The sequence below is a fragment of the Methylophilus sp. Q8 genome, from assembly GCF_000800115.1.
In the GTDB taxonomy this organism is placed as follows: Bacteria; Pseudomonadota; Gammaproteobacteria; order Burkholderiales; family Methylophilaceae; genus Methylophilus.
In genome coordinates, this window is sequence record NZ_JUHE01000001.1 from 833890 (window position 1) to 854135 (window position 20246).

The window sequence follows — 20246 nt, forward strand, 5'->3', positions numbered from 1 at the left end:
TCTGGGTCATCCTTTGGCAGGCGCAGGCTTCTGCTTGGCAGGGTCGTCTTTTGGTGTGTCGCGCTTCAACGATACCCGCAACACAAACTCATACTCTTTAATACCTAGCGCATTGGTATTGGCCTTAATTTCAACCAGGTTAGGACTGTGCATAATGGGCGACTCACTCAGGTTGTGTACCAGCGTGGCAACCCTGGCATTGGTATCCGCCACCCCCTTGAGCTCAATCTCATCCTGCAATTGCTTGACGCTTTTGAGGAGTACACCTTCTGGCAGCTGCCTGGCTAACTCATCCAGAATCAACACGGCCTGATTACGGTCGCTTTGCAAGCCTTCGACGATCTGCTTGCGCTCCAGCACATGCTTGATTTGCTCTTTCAAACTGCCGATCACGGCAATTTCTTTGTCCAGCCGCGCCGTCTCATCTAGCAAGCGCTGGTTACGCGACTGTTGTGTCTGGATTTTGCTGTGGATATAACTCCAGCTCACAAACAAAATAGCCGCAGCGGCAATCGCCACTAATGATGCCATCAAGCCAAACTCACGTTGGCGTTCCGCACGCTTGATCTGACGATGCGGTAACAGGTTAACTTTAATCATGCGTCCACCCCACGCAGTGCCAGGCCACAGGCGATCATCAGCGCAGGCGCATCTGCTTCAAGCTGGGAAGGTTTAATCTTATTGGCCAGCGTCATGCCCTGAAAGGCATTCGCGACCAAGGTATGCACACCGGTTTTTTGTTCTATCAGTGCCGCCAAGCCTTCAGTGGCGGCCACGCCACCGGCCAGCAACACATGGTCCACCGAGTTGTACTGGGTAGAGTTGGTAAAAAAGGACACGGCACGCGCGGCTTCGCCTGCCAGGTTTTGCAAAAACGGCTGCAATACTTCCTGTTCATAAGAGTCTGGCAACCCGCCCTGACGTTTAGCAATTTCGCTCTCTTCAGGCGACAGGCCAAACCGGCGCTGAATTTCCTGCGATAACATGGCGCCGCCAAACGCCTGCTCCCTGGCATAGACGGAATGTGCGCCGACCATGACATTGATATGCGTCACATGGGCGCCTATATCCAGCATCATGGTGACGGTTTTTTTGCTATGTTGTGGCAACTGCTTAATAATTTGGCGATAGGCCGTTTCGGTGGCGTAAGCCTCTACATCAACGATGCTCACCTTCAAGCCAGCCTCTTCAGCCACGGCGACACGGTCATCAATTTTTTCTTTTCTGGCCGCTACGATTAGCACTTCGACTTCATCCGTGCTTTTGCCCATCGGCCCCAGCACCTGAAAATCGAGGTTCATTTCCTCAAGCGGGAAAGGAATATACTGGTTGGCCTCAGACTCTACCTGCAACTCCAGGTCTTCTTCGCGCAAACCGGCAGGCATGATGACGCGCTTTGAAATCACCGCCGCCGTCGGCAGTGCCAACACCACCTGGCGTGCGCGCGACCCGAGCAAACGCCAGGCCGACCGCATGGTATCGGCCACCTGCACCAGGTCATTAATATTGCCATCGCTGATGACCCCTTTAGGCAGGGTCACATTGGCGTAGCCATCCAGTCGGAATTGTTGTTTGCCTATGGCACTCAGCTCCACCATTTTGATAGCGGTTGCACTGATATCAACACCAATAAAACTGGTTTTTTTGCGTTGTAAAAAGCCCAGACTCAACTGTATTGCCCTTTTTAAGTATTTGAATGTTCGTTGGGTTATGCATCAACCATGCCAACTCACACTATTTCATGGCGACAAGCAAATGACTGGCCTTCATGGTCGCCAGAAGAATGCTGATTATTTGCATGATTCCATAATTAACTGCCATTGAATTGGCAAAAAAAGATTACAATTCATGGGTAATTCTCACGATGGCAGCAAGACGCATGAACTCAAGAAACTGGTTGCAGTCCCTTCTTTTTCTTTCCATTATCGGCAGCTTGATCGTCGCCGCCCTGCTGGTGTTGATGATCAGCATTCTCTATCCTTCACTGCCTTCGCTAGACGCACTGACGGATTACCATCCGAAATTGCCGTTGCGCATTTACGATGCCGAAGGTGGCCTGATTGCCGAATTTGGCCAGGAACGGCGTGCCTTTGTACCGATTGAGCAAACGCCAAAAGTCATGAAAGACGCCATTCTGGCCATTGAAGACCGTCGCTTTTACCAGCACAACGGCATTGATACCACCGGCATTTTGCGCGCCATCCGCAACAACCTGACCGGCCGTGGCCATGAAGGCGCCAGCACCATCACCATGCAGGTCGCCAAGAACTTCTTTAGCAGCCCGGATACGCCGCGGAATATCTGGACCAAGATCAAAGAGGCCATGCTGGCGATCAAGATCGAAAACGCCATCAGTAAAGACAAGATTCTTGAGCTGTACCTGAACCAGATTTACCTGGGCGAGCGCGCGTATGGCTTTGCCACTGCGTCCAAAACCTATTACGACAAAGACCTGAAACAAATTAACCTGGCTGAGGCTGCCCTGCTGGCAGGCTTGCCCAAGGCCCCTAGCAAATATGACCCCTACATTCACCCAGATTACGCGATCAGGCGCCAGCATGAAGTGCTACGCGACATGCACCGCTATGGCATGATCAGCGACCGCGAGTTTGAGCAGGCCATGAACACGCCGCTCAAGTTCCAGTCGTCGAAACGACAAGTACAAGCCCTGGGAGGGGAATACGTTGCTGAGATTGTACGGGCGACCCTGTATAAACGTTATGGCGAGAAAGCGTATACCAGCGGCCTGCGCGTCTACACCACCATCAACAACAAGCATCAGGCCGCCGCGAACACGGCTGTGATTCAGGGCATTATCAATTTTGAATTGCGTCATGGATTCCGCGGGGCCGAGCAACTCATTTCGCTGCCAGCGGGTAAACTGACCGCCAGCGGTGCCAGCGAACTATTGCGGGATTTTGTCACTTACAACCAGTTTGTGCCCGCCTTGGTCACCAAGGTCGAGCCTAACCTGCTCACTTTGGTCACCAATCGTGGCGCCGTGCTCAAGTTGCAGGACAAAGCCATTTTGCTGGTGAAAAACCATATGCCCCCGGCCAAACGTACGCCATTGTCGCTGGTGCCTGGCGCGGTGATCCGTGTCTACCAGCAAAACGACGGCTGGTCAGTAGTACAGCTGCCAGAAGTTGAAAGCGGATTTATGGCACTCAACCCGGAAACCGGGCAGGTACAGGCCCTGATCGGCGGTTTTAGTTTCCAACGCAACAAATACAACCATGTAACGCAAGGCAGACGTCAGCCAGGCTCCAGCTTCAAGCCATTTATCTACTCGGCCGCCCTCGAAAAAGGCTACAGTCCGGCCAGTGTATTTGAAGATGCCCCCATCAGCTTCACCTCTACCGAAACCGGTAGCAATAGCAGCTGGGAGCCACGTAACTACGATGAAAAATATGCAGGCCCCATGCGTTTGCGTGAAGCGCTGGCACAGTCAAAAAATACAATCTCTATCCGCCTGATGAATGCGATTGGCGCCCGCTATGCGCAAAACTACCTGCGCAGATTCGGCTTTGATCCCAAGGATCATCCGGCTTACCTGTCTACCGCGCTGGGCGCTGGCTCTTCTTCGGTGTGGCAAATGGCAGCCGCCTATGCTACTTTTGCCAACAGCGGCTACCAGGTACATCCTTACCTGATCGAAAAAATTATCGACAGCCGCGGCAAAGTCATTCAAGCGGTACAAGCAGGCAAGCATGTGTCGCCAGAACGGGTGATCGACCAGCGCAATGCCTTTATCATCACCACCATGCTGCAAGACGTCGTGCGCGACGGTACGGCCAGGGCAGCCCTGTCACTACGTCGCCCGGATATTGCCGGTAAAACCGGCACCACCAATGACCAGTTTGATGCCTGGTTTGCCGGTTACCACCCGAAAGAAGTCGCGGTGGCCTGGATGGGTTATGACAATCCACACAATCTGGGTCGCGGCGAAACCGGTGGTCGCGCAGCATTGCCGATCTGGATCAATTACATGCAACAAACCCTGACCGGCTTGCCGATCTACCAGTACAAAGTGCCGGATGGCGTATTGCAACTGAAAGTGGATGCTTACACTGGTGCGCAAGTGGGTGAAGATGACCCTGGCATTTATGAATATTTCTACGAAGAACACTTGCCACAGTCACAACCTGAAAACCTGCCCGGCCTGTTTGACCCGGAAGCAGAACATGCGCCAGAAGACAATGAACCATCCTTCCTCGAGCGCCTGATCGGCGAGCATAGTGGCGGTGGCAGTGAAGACAAGAAATTGCCGACAAACCCGGCGGCAAAGTTACTCAGCCCCAATTAGAGACGAATCCAACTTAAAGCCTGATGCGATGTTTGACGACTTTTCAAGTGATCTGCGGCAAGAAATAGCACAGTCCGCCGCGCGCCTGATGTTTGAGGAAGGCATCAGTGACTATGGCCGTGCCAAACGCAAGGCAGTCAAGCTCATGGGCATACAACAGGATGCCCCTCTGCCAACCAACGCAGAAATTGATACCGCCTTGCGTGAGTACCATGCCCTGTATGCCGACGAAAATGATGCGGCGCACTTGCTGGAGTTGCGGCAAGCGGCCTTGCACACCATGCAGCTACTCAAAAAGTTTAATCCGCATCTGATCGGCTCGGTGATGGAAGGCACGGCAGGCCCTTATGCTGACACCGACATTCATGTGTTTGCGGAAAGCGGTAAAGAGCTGGAGATTTATTTACTCAACCAGAATGTGCCTTACCGGCTGGATGAACAGCAATTCCGTATGTCAGACCGGCCGGGTAAGCAAAAGCACGACCTGGTACGCAAACGGGTGCCGGTGTTGCTGGTAGAAACGCGTTTTGGCACACAACGCATCAGCGTATTTGAAACCGATGATATCCGCACCGCACCACGTAAAAATGGTGAAAAGTCGGGCATACACCGCATGAACCTGCTGCAACTGACTGAAGCCCTTTACCCGAGCAGAACCATCAGCGAATAAGCTTATTGCAAACTGATCTGGCCATGCCCAAGTACGGTACCAGTGGCATAAGCCATATCCACCAGCGCCACCTGGTAATCACTAATGGCGCGAATTTCTTTTAACTGCGCCTCGCCCAGACGCGTTAGCGTTTCCAGCACCTCGGTCATGGTACGCAAACCTTCATTAAACTGCTTGAGCTCGGCTTCATAGTTAATACCAGCCACCAGCACTTGCTGACGCGCTGCAATAATGCGCTGCCAATTCTGGTCCACTTTATCCAGCGAGTCATGTATCTCGCGTTTTACGGTCAGGGTTTGTAACGTTTTGGTGGTCAGGCGCTGCATGCGCTGTGCCACGGCCCGATCCAGCTTGGCCTTGCGCGCTTCGTTACTCACCGGCATTTCAAACTTCAGGCCGACCGACCAGTCGCGATAACGGCCACCAAACAAGTCCTGGCCGATATTACCGAAGCGCTCGCCGGAGCCGGACAATGCCCCATACTGGTAATCCAGTGTGAACAAGGGCAAGGTCTGGTTTTGCAGATAATCAATCTGCACCAGGTCAGCACTTAGCTTCAACTCCTGATCCAGCAACTCAATACGGCTATCCAGCGCATCGCGGATCAAATGCGCACGGTCAAACTCAAACTTGACCAGGCTAGGCGCCGTCATTGGTACCCATGGCGACTGGCCTGTTTGATCATCCGGCAAATCATTGAGTAAAAACTGTAATTGCCGTTGTGCCAGTTTAAGGTTAGTTTCTGCCACAATCAGCGCTTCCATGCGGTCAGCCACGCCGATATCGGCACGATTGATTTCTACAGCGGCCGTTAAGCCTTCCTGCACGCGGCGCTTGACCATAGCCAGGTTCTGGCTGGCATATTCAAACTGGTTTTTGCGCACATCCAGCGCCGCCCACGCCTCGTAAAGCTCCCAATAGGCTTTGTCCACAGTAGCGACAATGCGTATGGTCTGCAAGCGGGTTTTCAACTGCACGCTGTCGCGGTCCAGTTCGGCAACACGGATACTGGCCTCATTCACCTGCTGGCCTGCATTACGTAGCAAAGGCTGGCTAAACGAGAAGCGCAAGGCACTGCGGTACTGGTCGCTGGCAAACTTGCCCAGGCTTTGCCGGTTTTCCAGCGGCGCACTCAGGGTCACGGTGCCACCCGTACGCAAAGGCACTTTGACACCCGCTTCCATATCCCAGAATTCCTTTTTTTGCGCATCCAGGTTGAGTTTCGCCAGCTCGCCATTCAACAATGCATTGTCTGACTTGAGGATGACTTTATCGCCTGCCATGGCAGGCGTGTCTTTTTCGGCATATTTGGCATAAGCAAAAATCACCTGGTCAAACTTGGCCTGCTCTTCTCGTAGCGATTGCCTCGCCAGCTCTGGATCCATTTTTGCCACTTTGATTTGCAAATTGTTTTGCAATGCCCGCTGGCGAATATCGGCAATGGTGACTTGAGAGCCTTGTGCCATTGGCACAATACTTTCACTTTCCGGGCTATCAAACGGCTTTAGCGCACTTTTTAAATCAACCGTTACCGACGATTTGCGTTGCTGCTGTCGCTTGACCGCATCGTGTAGTGGTAGGCCAGGTTGCGGACTATACGTTTCTAACGCCCGCCCTTCGGTCTTTTCCAGGCGTTGCCGCGCCCGCGTGTCTGTCACCTCATCGGCCAACAATGCGCCCCAGGGCGAAGCAAGCGCCAATAGTGTTACCAGCCAGCGCGTCATGCTGCTTTGCCTCCGGCCTGTTGCAAGGGCACGGGTTCTGGCGGGATACGTGGCGGGAAGCCATTGAGCAAACGCCACAATTCGTAGCCTATGGTCACGCGCTCAAGCAGTACCCAGCCTTTAGCGCTGATGCCCTGGCGCAAAAACCTGGCCGATGGCCATTCTGGTGTACCGGCTTTATGCACAACCATGATACGGAAATGACCTGAGCCGTTATCTGTCGGATCGACAAAGGAAATTTCACCTTCAAACGTGCCAACGCCGACCTGCGCCCAACCGGGCACCTGTATTGCAGGCCAACCTTCAAACTCCAGGCGCACACTGCTGCGGGACGTAATCAGTGGTGCATCACGGCCATCAACCCATAGCTCGACCGCGCGCTGCGAGGTATGGGGCACAATCACCAGCAAGGGATCGCCCTGCTTGATGATTTGCGATTGCGAATTGACCGGTAACCTGAAAATCGTGCCGTCCCTGGGCGCGACAATGCGCTGCATATTTTGCCGCGCCAATGAGATTTCGGAGTTGTGCAGGCTATTTTCACTGTCTGCGGTTTCGCCGCGAATCTTGTTGATCACCGCAGAAGTTGAGTCTAAATAGGCCTGGGTATCAGAGCGAGTTTGCTGGATATCCGCCGCCGCCGAACTGGCCTCGGCTTTGGCTGATTGCCATTGCGCCTGCGCACTATTAAGGTTGCGGCTGGCAATAATATGGTCACGTTCAGCCACCTCCAAATCACGCTTAGACACCAGGCCATCGGCAAACAAACGTTGCAAACGATTGACTTGCAGGCTCGCCGCATCCAATGTCGCCTGCGCCGAATTCACCGCCTCCTGGCTACTGCGGATTTTCTGGTTGGCCACATCCAGCTTGTATTGGGCCGCAGAAATCTTGGCATCGCGTGCGGCGGTCAGGTTCTGTTTCTGTAACTCGTAATTACGCAACTCATCCTGTTTCGCACCCAGTTTGCTTTGCAAATTATCCCGCTGTGCTTCAAGACGCTGCTTAAAATTAGGATCAGTATCGGCAATCTCCAGCAGCAAATCGCCCTCTTTCACTTGCGAGCCCTCTTGCACATGCCAGCGATTGATCAGGCCATTCACCGGCGCATCAATGGTTTGCACGCGCTCGGAAGGTGAATAGGCGGTCACCTTACCCAAGGCCGTCACGTTTTGCTGCCAGGGTAAAAATAAAAACAAGGTCGGCAAACCGACTAACAACCAGGCTAACCGTTTGATCCAGACACGCAAATGCTGCGGCGTTTGCACGCTGTGCATCAGCGCTTGTTGCAATTGATTATGCATGATGGTCTCCCGCCTGGTTGCGCGGGCTATCCAGAGTCATCACCTGCTGGAATTGCTGTGCAATATGGGGGAAGCGTGTGGTCACGATCAGCATCCAATTTGACTGGTGGCGCTTAAGCAAAGTCAGTACCTGATCCAGCTCCTGCTGGCCGAGTCCATCCAGCAAACCATCAATGATCAGCAAGTCCGGACGTCCTATCATCGCCCTGGCCAGCATCAGGCGTTGCAACTGGGTATACGTCATGGGCGCACCATAATCGGTCAATACCGTATCCATGCCCTTGGGCAATTGGCTGATATCTTCCCACAAGCCCAGCATTTGCAAGATATCGACCATGGCATCCAGCGTGATGTTAGTGCGAGTCAGGCGCAGATTATCCAGAATAGAGCCATGCTGCCACTCTACCTTGTTGGCAACCCCAATACGGTCACGCAAGTGGTCCAGGTTCAGTTGGCGCAAGTCTATGCCGCCATAACTGATATAGCCTTGGGCAGGTTGCCTGAGCCCGGTTAACAGCTCGAGCAAGGTGCTTTTACCACTGCCCAATGCGCCCAGAATCGCCATACTCTGGCCATGTTGCAATTCAAAACTCACCTGGCTCATCAGTGCTGGCTGACCAAGATGACTAAAACCCAGGCCAACCACTTTTAAAGGATGATAGCCCTCCAGGCTGGACTGATGCTCACCCACCGTCTCCACCGGCAAGGTCTCCAGCACGCCTAATTTATCAACCGCAGCCAGCAAATCGTAAAAATACTCCAGCTTGGTCACAAAGCGCACAAAGGCAGACAGCACGCCAAAAATAATCAATTCTGCCGCCACAAACTGGCCCAGGTTAATCTGTCCCTTGATCACTAAGGTGCCGCCGAGAATCAGCATGCCAGTGCCGATCACCGCATACATGCCAACCGCGCCAATCAACTGCATCATCAATACGCGGAAATGTTGTACTCTGGCACCGAGATAGTTTTGGGCCAGCACCTCAGTATTTTCTGTGGTGCGTTGTTTGGCACCATAAAACTTGGATAACCATTTATTGCGTGCAATGTTTTCCAGCCAGGCCGCCATATCGTACTTGGCCTTGGACTCCTTGAGCGCGGTGGCTTCCGCCTGCTTGCCCAGCAAAAATACGACGGCCCACAATACGACCAGCATCAGAATCACCAGAATGCCGAAGTACAAGCTGTAAAACAGTAAGACCACGCTACCAATCAAGCCTTGCAGCAAGGCGGTCAGGCCGACCGTGAGCAGGGTTGCCACGGACTTTTGCACCGTCTGGATATCAAAGTAGCGGTTTACCAACTCGACTGGATTGTGCTGGTCATAGACAGAGACATGAATCTGTTGTGTGTTTTGCGCAATGAGCAAACTATGCCGCACAAATACCCGGCGTTGAATCAGCTCAACCAGAAAACTCTCAATCGCGTAAATCCCCCCCGACAAGGCCAGCAGGCAAAACAGGATAAAGCCGACCACATACAAGGGCTGCAACACGCCGCCCATGGTAACGATATTGACCATGGTCTGCACTGCCACAGGCGTCGCAATGCCCAACACGCCATAGACTAGTGTCAGGTAAACCAGAAGCAGGATATCCTGCTTTTCAAAGGCGGCGAGTTTTAATACCCGTTGTACCGGGCTCAACAGGGAGGGAGTTAGATTTGCCATAATTAAGAGTTATTTTAGTTCAGGCCCACTACATGGATACAAATGTATTTTATTAAGTTCAAAAAAAAACGGCTCAATGAGCCGTTTTCTTTTTCACATCACGGATTACAGGCTGTAAGCACGCTCACCATGCTCAGTCGTATCCAGACCTTCGCGCTCGTATTCTTCACTTACGCGCAAGCCTACAACAGCGTCTACAACTTTGTAAAGAATCACACTCACGATACCCGTCCAGATCAAGGTCACCACGACGGCGATGATTTGGGTAGAAACCTGACCACCCATGGTCACGCCTTCGGCATAACCCACACCACCCAAACCAGGAGACATCAGCACGCCAGTACCTACCGCGCCCCAGATACCTGCCAGGCCGTGCACACCGAATACATCCAGTGAGTCATCATAACCCAGCGCACCTTTCAACTTGGTCACGCCCCACAGGCTGACGAAGCTGGCAGTGAAGCCCAGAATGATAGAACCCATCGGGCCGATGAAACCACATGCTGGTGTAATCGCTACCAAACCCGCTACCGCACCGGATGCAGCACCCAACATGCTTGGTTTGCCTCTGAACAACCACTCAGCCAGGATCCAGCCCAATACCGCAGCCGCAGTTGCCAGTTGTGTGTTTACCAGCACCATACCAGCAGTGGCATCAGCAGCCAGTTCGCTACCTACGTTGAAACCGAACCAACCCACCCACAGTAATGACGCACCAATCATGGTCATCACCAGGTTATGCGGAGGCATCGCTTCTTTACCGTAACCGATACGTTTGCCCAACATCATGGCACCAATCAGCGCAGCCACACCAGCGTTGATGTGTACAACAGTACCGCCAGCAAAGTCTTTGGCACCTAATTCAGCCAGATAACCACCACCCCACACCATGTGTGCGATTGGGATATAAGCAAAGGTCACCCACAACGCTGTGAACAGCAATACGGCAGAGAACTTCATACGCTCAGCAAAACCACCCACGATCAATGCTGGTGTCAACGCAGCAAAAATCATCTGGAAAGTCAGGAAAACATATTCAGGGATAGTGCCAGACAAGCTGTCCGTTGTAATGCCTGACAGGAATGCCTTGCTCAAGCCCCCAACGATGGCATTACCTTCACTAAACGCCATACTGTAGCCATAAGCCGCCCACAACACGGAAATCAATGAGAACACCACGAAAATTTGCATCAACACCGAAAGCATGTTTTTCTGACGCACCAAGCCACCATAGAACAGGGCCAAACCTGGGATTGTCATTAAAATTACCAACACAGTGGCCACAATCATGAATGCGGTATTACCTACATCCAATGTTGGTGCAGCCTCTGCTGCCGCTGGCGCAGCTTCTGCAGCGGGCGCTTCGGCCGCTGGTGCTGCATCAGGGGTGACTGTTTCTTGTACTGTGATCGTTTCAGTCACAGTCTCTTCAGCATAACTCACTGGGGTTGCCGCCAGGCCAATCAAGGCGACCAGTGATAACATGGAAAGAATTTTCTTCATAGCTGAAGCCCTTTCTTATAGCGCATCCGGACCGGTTTCGCCGGTACGTATACGGTAAACTTGTTCCAGATCGAAGACAAATACTTTGCCATCACCGATTTTGCCAGTTGCAGCCGCTTTCTCAATCGCATCAACGACTTGATCAAGCATGTCGTCCTTGATGGCTACTTCGAGCTTCACCTTAGGCAAAAAATCCACGACATATTCTGCACCACGATATAACTCGGTATGCCCCTTTTGACGGCCAAACCCTTTGACCTCAGTGACTGTGATGCCTTGTACGCCAATGTTGGACAAAGCCTCACGCACTTCATCAAGCTTAAATGGCTTGATTATTGCGGATACAAATTTCATTTGCTTCTCCCGTTGTTAACTCTGACGGGCACAATGCCCGCCAGATCTAAACTTGCTTATTTAGAATGTACGACCGACCGTTAATACCAGACGACCATCATTCAGATTTTTACTTTGCGCTTTGGTGCTGGTACCTTTACCGTTAAAGCTTGTACCACCATAGCCATTTTCACCCCAGTAGCGGGAGTTGTCTGACTCAACCCAGTATACGCCGGCGTTCCAGCCTTCGGTAGCACCAATTTTGAATGCTTTACTCAGACCAATTTTCCAGTCTGTGTAGTCTGGGTTAGTAGCACCAGAAATGGAAGTACTTGGCAAGTTTACGCCGCCATCTGGGCTAAAAGATTTGTCCAGTTTACCCGCCACATTCAAACGACCAACGTGAGCAATCAATGTCAAATCCCACCATGGCAATGGATAAGCCGCGTTCAATTCAAAATAGGTAGAGCCCTTAGTGCTGCCATCCCAACCTGTAGACTTATCCGCGCCCCACCAGTCAGTCAATGTGTAAGACAACTTACCGCTTAACCAACCGTAGGATAAACCAACGTTAGCTTCATAAGTGTCCCAACTACCACCTTTAGGTGTCAATACATCATTTGGGTTAGCCGCATTTGATGCACGGTATTTTTTCCATGAACCACCTGGATACAGGTAGCCATACAGACCAGCACTCCAGCCCAAACCTTCAACAGCAGGTACGCTACCGTTGTAACCAGCATAAACATCAATTTCAGTGGTCGAATCAGGATAAGTGTTAGGTGACACGCCTGAACCCCAAACACCAGCATAGAAGCCGCTAGAATGGGTGATATCCATACCGCCTTGTGCGGTTGGTTTGTGCCATGTTTGTGAAATACCACGTGAGTAGTAATCTGATACAAAAGAAACGTTACCGGTCGCAGACCAGTCAGATTTAGCTTCTTCTTTAGCCTCTTCAGCTGCGTATGAAGCTTGTGCAAAAGATAATGCACCCAAAACTGCTGTGAGCAAAATAGATTGACGCATTTATGAGTCCTCTCTCTGTGAAAATCTTTGATCGAATTGTTGTAAACGAGAATGAAACAACATTGACCACAAAGCAAGGCACGTGCCAACCTATATAAACTAATAAAATCAAATAATTAACATTAAAATATAAAGTTAATTATTAAAAAAACATAATAACAAATTGTTTTTTATTAATTATGAACTTATTGTATTGGGGTAATTATATTTCCAACCCTGCTATACATGCTAAAATATTGTGCAAAGGAGTGCTTACCATGCTATTTACCAATGAAAAAATTAAAGAATTATCTTTTAAAATCAAACAACTAGTTGATTCAAGCCCCATTTCAGAGCTAGAAACCAATTTGCATGCACTATTTCAGGGCGCGCTCACCAAAATGGAACTTGTTTCACGCGAAGAATTCGATATTCAGTCAGCATTATTGGCACGTACCCAGCAACAATTGAAAACACTGGAAGAAAAAATCAGCCAGTTGGAACAGGCTCAACCAGCCAAGAAGTAAAAATTAATTTACAATTGTTAGCATTCCAATATTCAGGAGTGCGAAATGAGTCTGGCGGTGTTATACAGTCGTGCACTGAGCGGCATGGACGCGCCAGAGGTGGTGGTAGAAGTGCATTTGGCCAATGGCTTGCCAAGTTTCACCATCGTCGGCCTCCCTGAAACCGAAGTAAAAGAGAGCAAGGACAGAGTACGGGCGGCGATACAGACGGCACAATTTGAGTTCCCAGCCCGTCGCATTACCGTCAATCTGGCACCGGCCGACCTGCCAAAAGAAGGCGGACGCTACGATCTGCCGATTGCGCTCGGCATTCTGGCCGCCTCAGGCCAACTGCCCAAACAACAGCTGGCAAATTATGTGATTGCCGGTGAACTGGCGCTCACAGGCGCATTACGACCAATTCGTGGCGCGCTGGCGATGACATATCAACTGCTACAAGACAAAGCGGGCACCAGAGCGGCTATCTTGCCCCAAGAAAGTGCATATGAGGCGAGCCTGGTCGAAGGCTGCACCATTTTTGCGGCAGACAGCCTGCTTGATGTATGCGCGCATTTGTCTGACAAACAATCGTTGCCACAACACCCCTTGGTCACGCCGACGACAAACACCTTGCTGCCAGATTACCAGGAGGTCAAAGGCCAGCTACGCGCCAAACGCGCACTGGAGATTGCTGCGGCCGGCCAGCACAGCCTGCTAATGAGCGGCCCACCAGGCACGGGTAAGAGCATGCTGGCGCAACGGTTTGTCGGCATCCTGCCAGAAATGACCACGCAGGAGGCACTTGAAAGCGCCGCGATTTTGTCACTGACCGGACAGTTTCCAGCAACGAACTGGAAAAAACGCCCCTTTCGCGCGCCACACCATACCGCCTCGGCAGTGGCATTAGTCGGCGGAGGCAGCGTGCCACGCCCTGGTGAAATCAGCCTCGCACATCATGGCGTGCTGTTTTTGGATGAGCTGCCGGAATTTGACCGCAAAGTGCTGGAGGTATTACGCGAACCGCTCGAAAATGGCAGTATCACCATTTCACGCGCCGCCAGGCAAGCCACTTTTCCGGCACAATTTCAGTTGATTGCCGCGATGAATCCCTGCCCATGCGGCTATTTCGGGCATTACAACCAGCGCTGCCGTTGCACACCAGAACAAATCTTACGTTACAAAAACAAGCTTTCCGGCCCCTTGCTTGACCGTATTGACATGAATATTGATGTCCCAGCCCTTAAACCAGAGGAGTTGAGCCAGCATCAGCCAAGTGAAAGCAGTGCCAGTATATGCGCCCGCGTGACGCTGGCAAGACAGCGGCAAATGCAACGCCAGCAAAAGCCCAACGCGATGCTAGGCCCGCTGGAGATTGCGGATGTTTGCCAGCTCGGTGAACAAGCCAGTCAGCTGCTGCAAACTGCCATGCACAAGTTCTCATTATCCGCCCGTAGTTATCACCGCATTCTCAAGGTTGGCAGGACTATCGCTGATCTGGCCGGTGCAGAACACATGAGTGATGCGCACATTGCAGAAGCGTTACAATATCGGCGTTATGACTATTAAGAGGATTACGCCATGCATTTATATGATGTCAGTATCGCGCCATTGTTACGCACCTTGCAAAACCTGAAACACATCCTGCAACAAGGTGAATTATATGCTGAGCAGAAGAAAGTAGCGCCTGAAGTGCTGCTGAACAGCCGTTTATCTGTCGATATGTATCCGCTCACCAGACAAGTGCAATTGGTGAGCGACATGAGTAAAGGTGCAGGCGCTAGACTGGCCGGATTGGAAATTCCGCAATATGCCGATGATGAAACCAGCTTTGACATGCTGTACGCCAGAATCGATAAAACCATAGATTTTCTGGCACAAATCCAACCAGAACTGCTGGAGGGGGCTGACAGCAAAGAAATCGTGCTGACGATCCGCAAAGTGGACCTGACATTTACCGGGTTGGACTACCTGCAAAAATGGGTCATGCCCAACGTCTATTTTCACACCACCACGGCTTATAACATTTTGCGCCACCTCTGTGTACCGCTTGGCAAAACCGATTATCTCGGCCAAAAACGCTAATCACTCAGGCAGGTTTGCGCCAGTAGCCAGTCGCGCCTGGCTGCGCGTTTAACATGGCCTGCCGACGCAGCGTTTCATAAGCCTCAGCCTCAGAAATACCCTGCTCATGTGCGATACGTGAAGCTTGCTGATTGGCTTGCGTTACCCAGGCCGGATTCTGCTCATAGCCGCGATCTTGCATGCAGCGATCCAGTACGCGCGACTGCCTGGCCGCTTTCTCCAGCTTCTGAAACGGCAAGACTTCAGGCAACCCAGCTGCTGCCTTGCTGGCAATCAGGTCACACTGATTAATCGCCTGCGCAACATCGCTCTGCGGGCTGATGGGCTCAGCCTCCGTCAGTGACTGCCAATACCAGAAACCTGCATAGCATAGCAGCAACAGCCCAAACACAGCGAATATCCTTGCAATCTTCATCAGCCAACCCTCGCTCTAAGTGCTTTTATTGTGCGCCATTTCAGGACAGATGAATAGCAAGGTCACTGTCATCTAAACAATGCATTCACTTCATGAAATCTTCACACAGCCTGGTTAACATAGTTTTAATCGATGGTGATATGGAAAACCGCCATAAACCAGAATGCCCGACTTAAGAATGGACCAAGCATGACGTTAATACAGTTATACACACCAGCAAATAAAGGAAGAATCATGAGCGAATGGCAAGATGAGCCACTGACCTACACCGCCAGTATGCCTGAGCTGATGACAGCACAGGACATTATGTACCTGGCTGAGGACATTGTGGCTGACAATAATATTCAAGCGATTTACAAACCTGCAGAGCTCTCACTGGAAGTGGTTTAGCGCCAAGCATTGTTGCCCGGTATACAGCCGCGGCCAATCTGTACCAAATTCACGCACGACCTCTGCAACATCCCCCTCTGGGCACGCGTTTCAGGCACGCCTAGACACTCCCCTTGTGTTTGCCTAAAATAAACCTTCGACCATCACCATCACAGGAGGCAACCATGTTTTTAGGCGCGGTAGGCATCTATACCCTGATTGGCGTTGTTGTAGCGATTTGCCTGATTTTGTATGTGTTTGCACAACGGGTGAAATAAGCCGCAGGTAACAAAAAAGCCCCGTTAGGGGCTTTTTTATTGGTGACACTTTTACTGTATCAACTCATGCCAGCTTTGCTTGGTGCCATAGCTGCCATTGTTCTTCTGCTTGAAAATCTCAGTCGACCTGCTCGTCGCCGAGAGGCCAAATACCTGGTCGTCCAGACTCAGTTGCTGCGGTGTTGGGTCATTGCTGCCCGTCACCACCACATGTGGCACGCCATTACCGTCATAAACGATATTGAAGCCCACCGCCGGGGTAGTCATGCGCTCGGAAACGATGCCACTGGTTAGCAAAGAGCCGCCTTTTTTGTAGTTAAAGAAGTTAAACCAGCCATAGCCTGCCCCGTTGCAGGCCTCACTGCTAGGCACCATGGTGGGCATCAGCAAAGCACCATTTAATAACAGCGGGTCCAGGTTGACGCGCTCGCCCGCCGGGAAATCCAGCACCCAGCCATAGCCGGTATCAAAATTGACCGTCCCACTCGAGGTCACGACACGATCACCACTCAGTGATTGCGTCGTCAGTTGCGCACGCCCGATCGCCGTGGTTTGCCCGTTATCTTTAAACGTGTATGCAGAGTTTTGTGGGGTGTTTGTCAAATCAGCCGGTTCGAGAAACTTCCCTGTCCCCACCATGACCACCTTGTTATTGTCGACCTTACCCAATTCTGGTTGGGTAGTGATTTTTTGCACATTACCGCCGCCATCACGTAAGGTCGCAATTTTAGTCACTGCATTGGTGTTGATGTTAAAGCGCCAGATGTTGCCATTTAAATCGCCACCATACACATTCAAGGCCATGTTATTTTCAAACATCTGGTCAGCATAGGCCGAGATTCTTGATAGGCCACTAGGCTCGCCAGCACTGCCTTCACCGGTAGAGAGAGTTTTCAACACGCTGCCGGTATTGGCATCGAGCACATACAGGTAACCGCCGCCATTCCCGGTTGGCGTGTTAGCGACCAATGTACCATCATTCAATTTACGCGCATTGGTCCCATTGTTATAGCCCGAAGTCACCAGCACTACCCAGCGACCATCCTGCATTTTAGTCACCAGCGGGTTACCAAAGGTATACCCCAGATTATTATTCGCGCCGGTGGTCTGTGCATAAAACTCCCACAGCAACACGGGGCTACCGGGGTTCGTCACATCAATGGCAAAATAGCCACGCCCGCCGCCATTTAACCCAGAAACCAGGATAGTGCGCCAAATAGCGCTATCGCCACTGCAGCCGGAGATACAAACATCGGTGACCACCGGGCTGCCATTCACGTAATTGGTATGGTAATTGGAGCCATACTCTTTATCGGCCAGATTGGCCAGGTTGGCAATCACCGGGGTGGGGATAAATGCCCACAGCTCATTACCGTTATCGGCGTTGAAGGCATGTAACATACCATCATTGGCGCCCACATAGACCGTTCCACTTTGCAAGGCTTTTCTTGATGCCTTATAGGCTTTATAACCGGCATCCAGATAATCCACATTAGAGGCTTTGAAATAAGCGGGGCGTGACTGTGAGATATCCCCCAGCGTTGCTAACCGCTCACGGAACCAGCGATTATCTGCAACCGGATTAGATGAGGTATCTTCGTAAGTCTTATTCCCTCGGAGATAATCCACCAACTTGCCGGCTTTATTAGGTTCAGTCATCCGCAGGTCACTGGCAGGCAAGCCCTGCATCTGGCTCAACGCTTTATACCCATTTTCCAGCGTAGTGCGATGCTGCACAGGTAAGTTATCTGCCGTAAACAATACCATTGCATTATTGGCATTAAAGAATATTTGACGGTTTGCACCCAGCTGATTCTGTAACTTGCCAGTACAACTGCTTGCAATCGCCACATAACACGAGGCAGGCTCACTCATGCCAATGGCAGAACCTAATGCGCCCCCTGCATTTCCGCACGCAGTCTGATCAGCGTTAGTCGTTTTACAATACAGCTTACCGTCCTGGCTAGCCGCCGTTGCAGGTGAGGTACATGTTTCTGCGGCCACATTCTCAACGCACCATACGGCGCTTTCTGACGTTTGCAAAGAGGTCGTGTTGACCGTGCGTGCCTCCAGATTGCCTGTCCACTTCACGGACTGGTAACTGGCCACATACTGGAAGTTATCCCCATTGGTCGGCGCCAGGCTACTGGCGGCAGCGGCGGCACTGGCACCCTGGATAGACTTGATCTCGGACAAGCCCTTCGCTAATGACTCACGTAACAACTTGGGGTTGCTGGCACTGTAATAGGTGCCGCCTGCGTTCACTGCCGCATGCCATAAGTCATCAATACGGGTGCCATCCTCATTGAGGGTTGGGTCCGGCCAGTTTTTTGCATTGGAAGAAATATCCTTGTAATCGCCGGAGGTCCGCGTTTTGTAGTCCTCGGTGTAAACCAATGTGCCGTCAATGCCCAGGCCCAAGGTCATGGTCACCATATTCTGTTTTGGATAATCATTGGTTGTACCACACACAGAAGAGCCTAAGCCACCGGTACAATTCGAGAACGTATTATCCCGGATATCCGTATCATAAAAATACTTGGCCGTATCCGCCAGCGTGTTGGACTTAGCGCTACTGTCGAACTGTGGCCGTGGGCTGCTACCGTCCTGGTCACCGATGGCTGTACTATTGATACGGGTTGGATTGCTACTGTCGTTCCAGTAACCATCCGTGGTCAGCAAGGTGAAATTAGACTGACAGGCATATTGCATCGGGTCATCATTGCCCAATGTTTTTTTACCAGCAAAATGCCGCCCTACGCTGGATAGCGCCGTACGCAACGGGGTGCCGCCACTGGCAGACACCGCAAACAGTTTCTGGTACCAGGATTGCTTCTGGCTAGCATTAAACGGTGCCAGTGCCAGATAGTTGGAACTCGGACTATTAATTGTGACCAAACCAACGCGATAACGGGAATCCAGCGCCTTGAATGCCTGGCTGGCTGCCGTTTTCATCGACTGCATACGTGTACGGTAATACGCCCACCAGTTAGCAAAGTTGGTCATCTCCTCGGTAAGCGTACAAGTAGTGCCGGTACAATCCAACCTATCCAGCCCTTTGGTCGTTTTTCCCGGGGCTGTATAAGGGACATCACTTGAAATCTTGACGTAGACCATGCTGCCGGGAATGTCAGTGGTGGTATTAGTCGTCAGTTGAGCCGTGTAATTGCCACCTGTCATGGTGACTTGAATCGGGGCGGCGGTGTTCACTGGCTCACCAGCAGGCGTAATAATCGTCAGCACATTGCTGCTGATATTGACCGTATTACCGCTCAGGTTGCAATTGCCCGACAGACTGGTACGGCACATATTATTGCGCACCTCACTGGCAAACTGGCTGCTGTTATATGAGTTGTTGACTGAGACGGTAGTGGATAAAAGCTCAATATTATTGATTTTTATGCTTTGTATGGACGCATTATTACTGGTCTTGTTCAGCGTCAGGGTATAGGTGGAGATAGGCCTGCGCAAATTGGTATAGGTATTGCCGTCATTCACGGTACTGCTGGCATTGCGGATCTTCTGGCAATACATGGAGCCAGTCAAACTGCGTCTGGTTGCAGCCGTGCTGGTGTTACACCAGCGGATATTGGACGGATAAATATAGCTTCCCGTTGCCTCTTTCGAGATCACGCAACTGGTCAGGCTAGGCGTGGAGCAGAACTCTCCTGGGATAAACGCATAGTAAGTCGCCATCGAGCGGATATCAGTGGTCCCGTTTTTGCCACCGCCCAGATCATTCACCTCATTCGGCACCGCCGCAAAATTGGTCTGATTGGCCATACTGGCGGCCAGGTAGGTCAACGGCGGGCTATATTGCACCTCTGGATTGTAGTACTGCGTGTTGTAATCCGCATTATCAAACAACCATGGTGAAGAAGAGTTGGACCAGTCAGGCGCATAATCCCAGCCCATACTGCCCGAGTTATCCAGCACAAACATGAGGTTTGGTTTGACATCCGAACTGCCGGAGGTTTGCAACGGCATGGTCGCCAGATCCAGAAATTCAGCTTGCACAAGCCCTGGTAGCAATGCGCCCAGCCAGAAAATTTTTTTGATCCAATGTTGGCTTTTCATCG

At 51.5% G+C, this 20246-nt stretch carries 16 protein-coding genes; 6 read left to right on the forward strand and 10 right to left on the reverse strand.

Annotated elements, in window-relative coordinates:
- Positions 1 to 6 precede the first annotated feature (6 nt).
- Together GQ52_RS04160 and GQ52_RS04165 are read right to left on the reverse strand one after the other, a co-directional pair.
- Complete coding sequence (locus GQ52_RS04160; protein WP_024930320.1) at positions 7 to 600, reverse strand: PilN domain-containing protein; 594 nt, start codon at positions 598 to 600, stop codon at positions 7 to 9.
- On the reverse strand, positions 597 to 1670 hold the full coding sequence (locus GQ52_RS04165) for a pilus assembly protein PilM (protein WP_019880966.1): 1074 nt from the start codon (positions 1668 to 1670) through the stop codon (positions 597 to 599). The genes GQ52_RS04160 and GQ52_RS04165 overlap by 4 nt, the downstream gene beginning before the upstream one ends.
- A gap of 209 nt (positions 1671 to 1879) precedes the next feature.
- On the opposite strand from GQ52_RS04165, the gene GQ52_RS04170 reads away from it, so the two are divergent.
- Both GQ52_RS04170 and GQ52_RS04175 read left to right on the forward strand, forming a co-directional pair.
- Complete coding sequence (locus tag GQ52_RS04170; RefSeq protein WP_047515430.1) at positions 1880 to 4306, forward strand: penicillin-binding protein 1A; 2427 nt, start codon at positions 1880 to 1882, stop codon at positions 4304 to 4306.
- Between the two features lie 28 nt (positions 4307 to 4334).
- The gene (locus GQ52_RS04175) at positions 4335 to 4976 is read left to right on the forward strand and encodes a hypothetical protein (protein WP_047515431.1); all 642 of its coding nucleotides are present in this window, start codon (positions 4335 to 4337) and stop codon (positions 4974 to 4976) included.
- A 2-nt stretch (positions 4977 to 4978) separates the two neighbouring features.
- On the opposite strand, the gene GQ52_RS04180 is transcribed toward GQ52_RS04175, so the two are convergent.
- The 6 genes from GQ52_RS04180 to GQ52_RS04205 form a co-directional block, all read right to left on the reverse strand.
- On the reverse strand, positions 4979 to 6700 hold the full coding sequence (locus tag GQ52_RS04180; RefSeq protein WP_047515433.1) for a TolC family protein: 1722 nt from the start codon (positions 6698 to 6700) through the stop codon (positions 4979 to 4981).
- Positions 6697 to 8004, reverse strand: coding sequence for an HlyD family secretion protein (locus GQ52_RS04185; RefSeq protein WP_047515434.1), 1308 nt, complete (start codon positions 8002 to 8004; stop codon positions 6697 to 6699). The genes GQ52_RS04180 and GQ52_RS04185 overlap by 4 nt, the downstream gene beginning before the upstream one ends.
- Positions 7997 to 9673 (reverse strand): peptidase domain-containing ABC transporter, encoded by a 1677-nt coding sequence (locus GQ52_RS04190; RefSeq protein ID WP_235272959.1) that lies wholly within the window; start codon positions 9671 to 9673, stop codon positions 7997 to 7999. The genes GQ52_RS04185 and GQ52_RS04190 overlap by 8 nt, the downstream gene beginning before the upstream one ends.
- Before the next feature lie 105 nt (positions 9674 to 9778).
- Positions 9779 to 11176 carry an ammonium transporter gene (locus GQ52_RS04195; RefSeq protein ID WP_024930313.1) on the reverse strand — a complete coding sequence of 466 codons (1398 nt, stop codon included), beginning with the start codon at positions 11174 to 11176 and terminating at the stop codon, positions 9779 to 9781.
- A 15-nt stretch (positions 11177 to 11191) separates the two neighbouring features.
- Complete coding sequence (glnK, locus tag GQ52_RS04200; RefSeq protein ID WP_018986930.1) at positions 11192 to 11530, reverse strand: P-II family nitrogen regulator; 339 nt, start codon at positions 11528 to 11530, stop codon at positions 11192 to 11194.
- Positions 11531 to 11590: 60 nt separating this feature from the next.
- Positions 11591 to 12538 (reverse strand): TorF family putative porin, encoded by a 948-nt coding sequence (locus GQ52_RS04205; RefSeq protein ID WP_024930312.1) that lies wholly within the window; start codon positions 12536 to 12538, stop codon positions 11591 to 11593.
- A 257-nt stretch (positions 12539 to 12795) separates the two neighbouring features.
- Between GQ52_RS04205 and GQ52_RS04210 the strand changes: the two genes are divergently transcribed.
- From GQ52_RS04210 to GQ52_RS04220, 3 genes are read left to right on the forward strand one after another with little or no spacing between them, the layout of a single operon-like run.
- Complete coding sequence (locus GQ52_RS04210; protein ID WP_019880955.1) at positions 12796 to 13044, forward strand: accessory factor UbiK family protein; 249 nt, start codon at positions 12796 to 12798, stop codon at positions 13042 to 13044.
- A gap of 45 nt (positions 13045 to 13089) precedes the next feature.
- Positions 13090 to 14589 carry a YifB family Mg chelatase-like AAA ATPase gene (locus tag GQ52_RS04215; protein ID WP_047515437.1) on the forward strand — a complete coding sequence of 500 codons (1500 nt, stop codon included), beginning with the start codon at positions 13090 to 13092 and terminating at the stop codon, positions 14587 to 14589.
- Positions 14590 to 14601: 12 nt separating this feature from the next.
- Entirely contained in the window at positions 14602 to 15105 is a 504-nt protein-coding gene (locus GQ52_RS04220; protein WP_047515439.1) for a DUF1993 family protein, read from the forward strand.
- A 4-nt stretch (positions 15106 to 15109) separates the two neighbouring features.
- Here GQ52_RS04220 and GQ52_RS04225 read toward each other — a convergent pair whose 3' ends face one another.
- Complete coding sequence (locus GQ52_RS04225; protein ID WP_235272961.1) at positions 15110 to 15496, reverse strand: hypothetical protein; 387 nt, start codon at positions 15494 to 15496, stop codon at positions 15110 to 15112.
- Positions 15497 to 15754: 258 nt separating this feature from the next.
- On the opposite strand from GQ52_RS04225, the gene GQ52_RS14165 reads away from it, so the two are divergent.
- Entirely contained in the window at positions 15755 to 15910 is a 156-nt protein-coding gene (locus GQ52_RS14165; RefSeq protein ID WP_019880917.1) for a hypothetical protein, read from the forward strand.
- A 308-nt stretch (positions 15911 to 16218) separates the two neighbouring features.
- On the opposite strand, the gene GQ52_RS04230 is transcribed toward GQ52_RS14165, so the two are convergent.
- Positions 16219 to 20244: a pilus assembly protein gene (locus tag GQ52_RS04230; RefSeq protein WP_047515442.1), complete on the reverse strand. Its 4026-nt coding sequence runs from the start codon at positions 20242 to 20244 to the stop codon at positions 16219 to 16221.
- Positions 20245 to 20246: the final 2 nt, after the last annotated feature.

What these genes read in the sequence shown, in the direction of transcription:
- GQ52_RS04170 (WP_047515430.1), top strand. Translation starts at nt 1,880, where the DNA reads ATGAACTCAAGAAACTGGTTGCAGTCCCTTCTTTTTCTTTCCATTATC.
- GQ52_RS04185 (WP_047515434.1), bottom strand. Translation starts at nt 8,004, where the DNA reads ATGCATAATCAATTGCAACAAGCGCTGATGCACAGCGTGCAAACGCCG.
- GQ52_RS04210 (WP_019880955.1), top strand. Translation starts at nt 12,796, where the DNA reads ATGCTATTTACCAATGAAAAAATTAAAGAATTATCTTTTAAAATCAAA.
- GQ52_RS04215 (WP_047515437.1), top strand. Translation starts at nt 13,090, where the DNA reads ATGAGTCTGGCGGTGTTATACAGTCGTGCACTGAGCGGCATGGACGCG.
- GQ52_RS04190 (WP_235272959.1), bottom strand. Translation starts at nt 9,673, where the DNA reads ATGGCAAATCTAACTCCCTCCCTGTTGAGCCCGGTACAACGGGTATTA.
- GQ52_RS04175 (WP_047515431.1), top strand. Translation starts at nt 4,335, where the DNA reads ATGTTTGACGACTTTTCAAGTGATCTGCGGCAAGAAATAGCACAGTCC.
- GQ52_RS04195 (WP_024930313.1), bottom strand. Translation starts at nt 11,176, where the DNA reads ATGAAGAAAATTCTTTCCATGTTATCACTGGTCGCCTTGATTGGCCTG.
- GQ52_RS04180 (WP_047515433.1), bottom strand. Translation starts at nt 6,700, where the DNA reads ATGACGCGCTGGCTGGTAACACTATTGGCGCTTGCTTCGCCCTGGGGC.
- GQ52_RS04160 (WP_024930320.1), bottom strand. Translation starts at nt 600, where the DNA reads ATGATTAAAGTTAACCTGTTACCGCATCGTCAGATCAAGCGTGCGGAA.
- glnK (WP_018986930.1), bottom strand. Translation starts at nt 11,530, where the DNA reads ATGAAATTTGTATCCGCAATAATCAAGCCATTTAAGCTTGATGAAGTG.
- GQ52_RS04205 (WP_024930312.1), bottom strand. Translation starts at nt 12,538, where the DNA reads ATGCGTCAATCTATTTTGCTCACAGCAGTTTTGGGTGCATTATCTTTT.
- GQ52_RS04220 (WP_047515439.1), top strand. Translation starts at nt 14,602, where the DNA reads ATGCATTTATATGATGTCAGTATCGCGCCATTGTTACGCACCTTGCAA.
- GQ52_RS14165 (WP_019880917.1), top strand. Translation starts at nt 15,755, where the DNA reads ATGAGCGAATGGCAAGATGAGCCACTGACCTACACCGCCAGTATGCCT.
- GQ52_RS04230 (WP_047515442.1), bottom strand. Translation starts at nt 20,244, where the DNA reads ATGAAAAGCCAACATTGGATCAAAAAAATTTTCTGGCTGGGCGCATTG.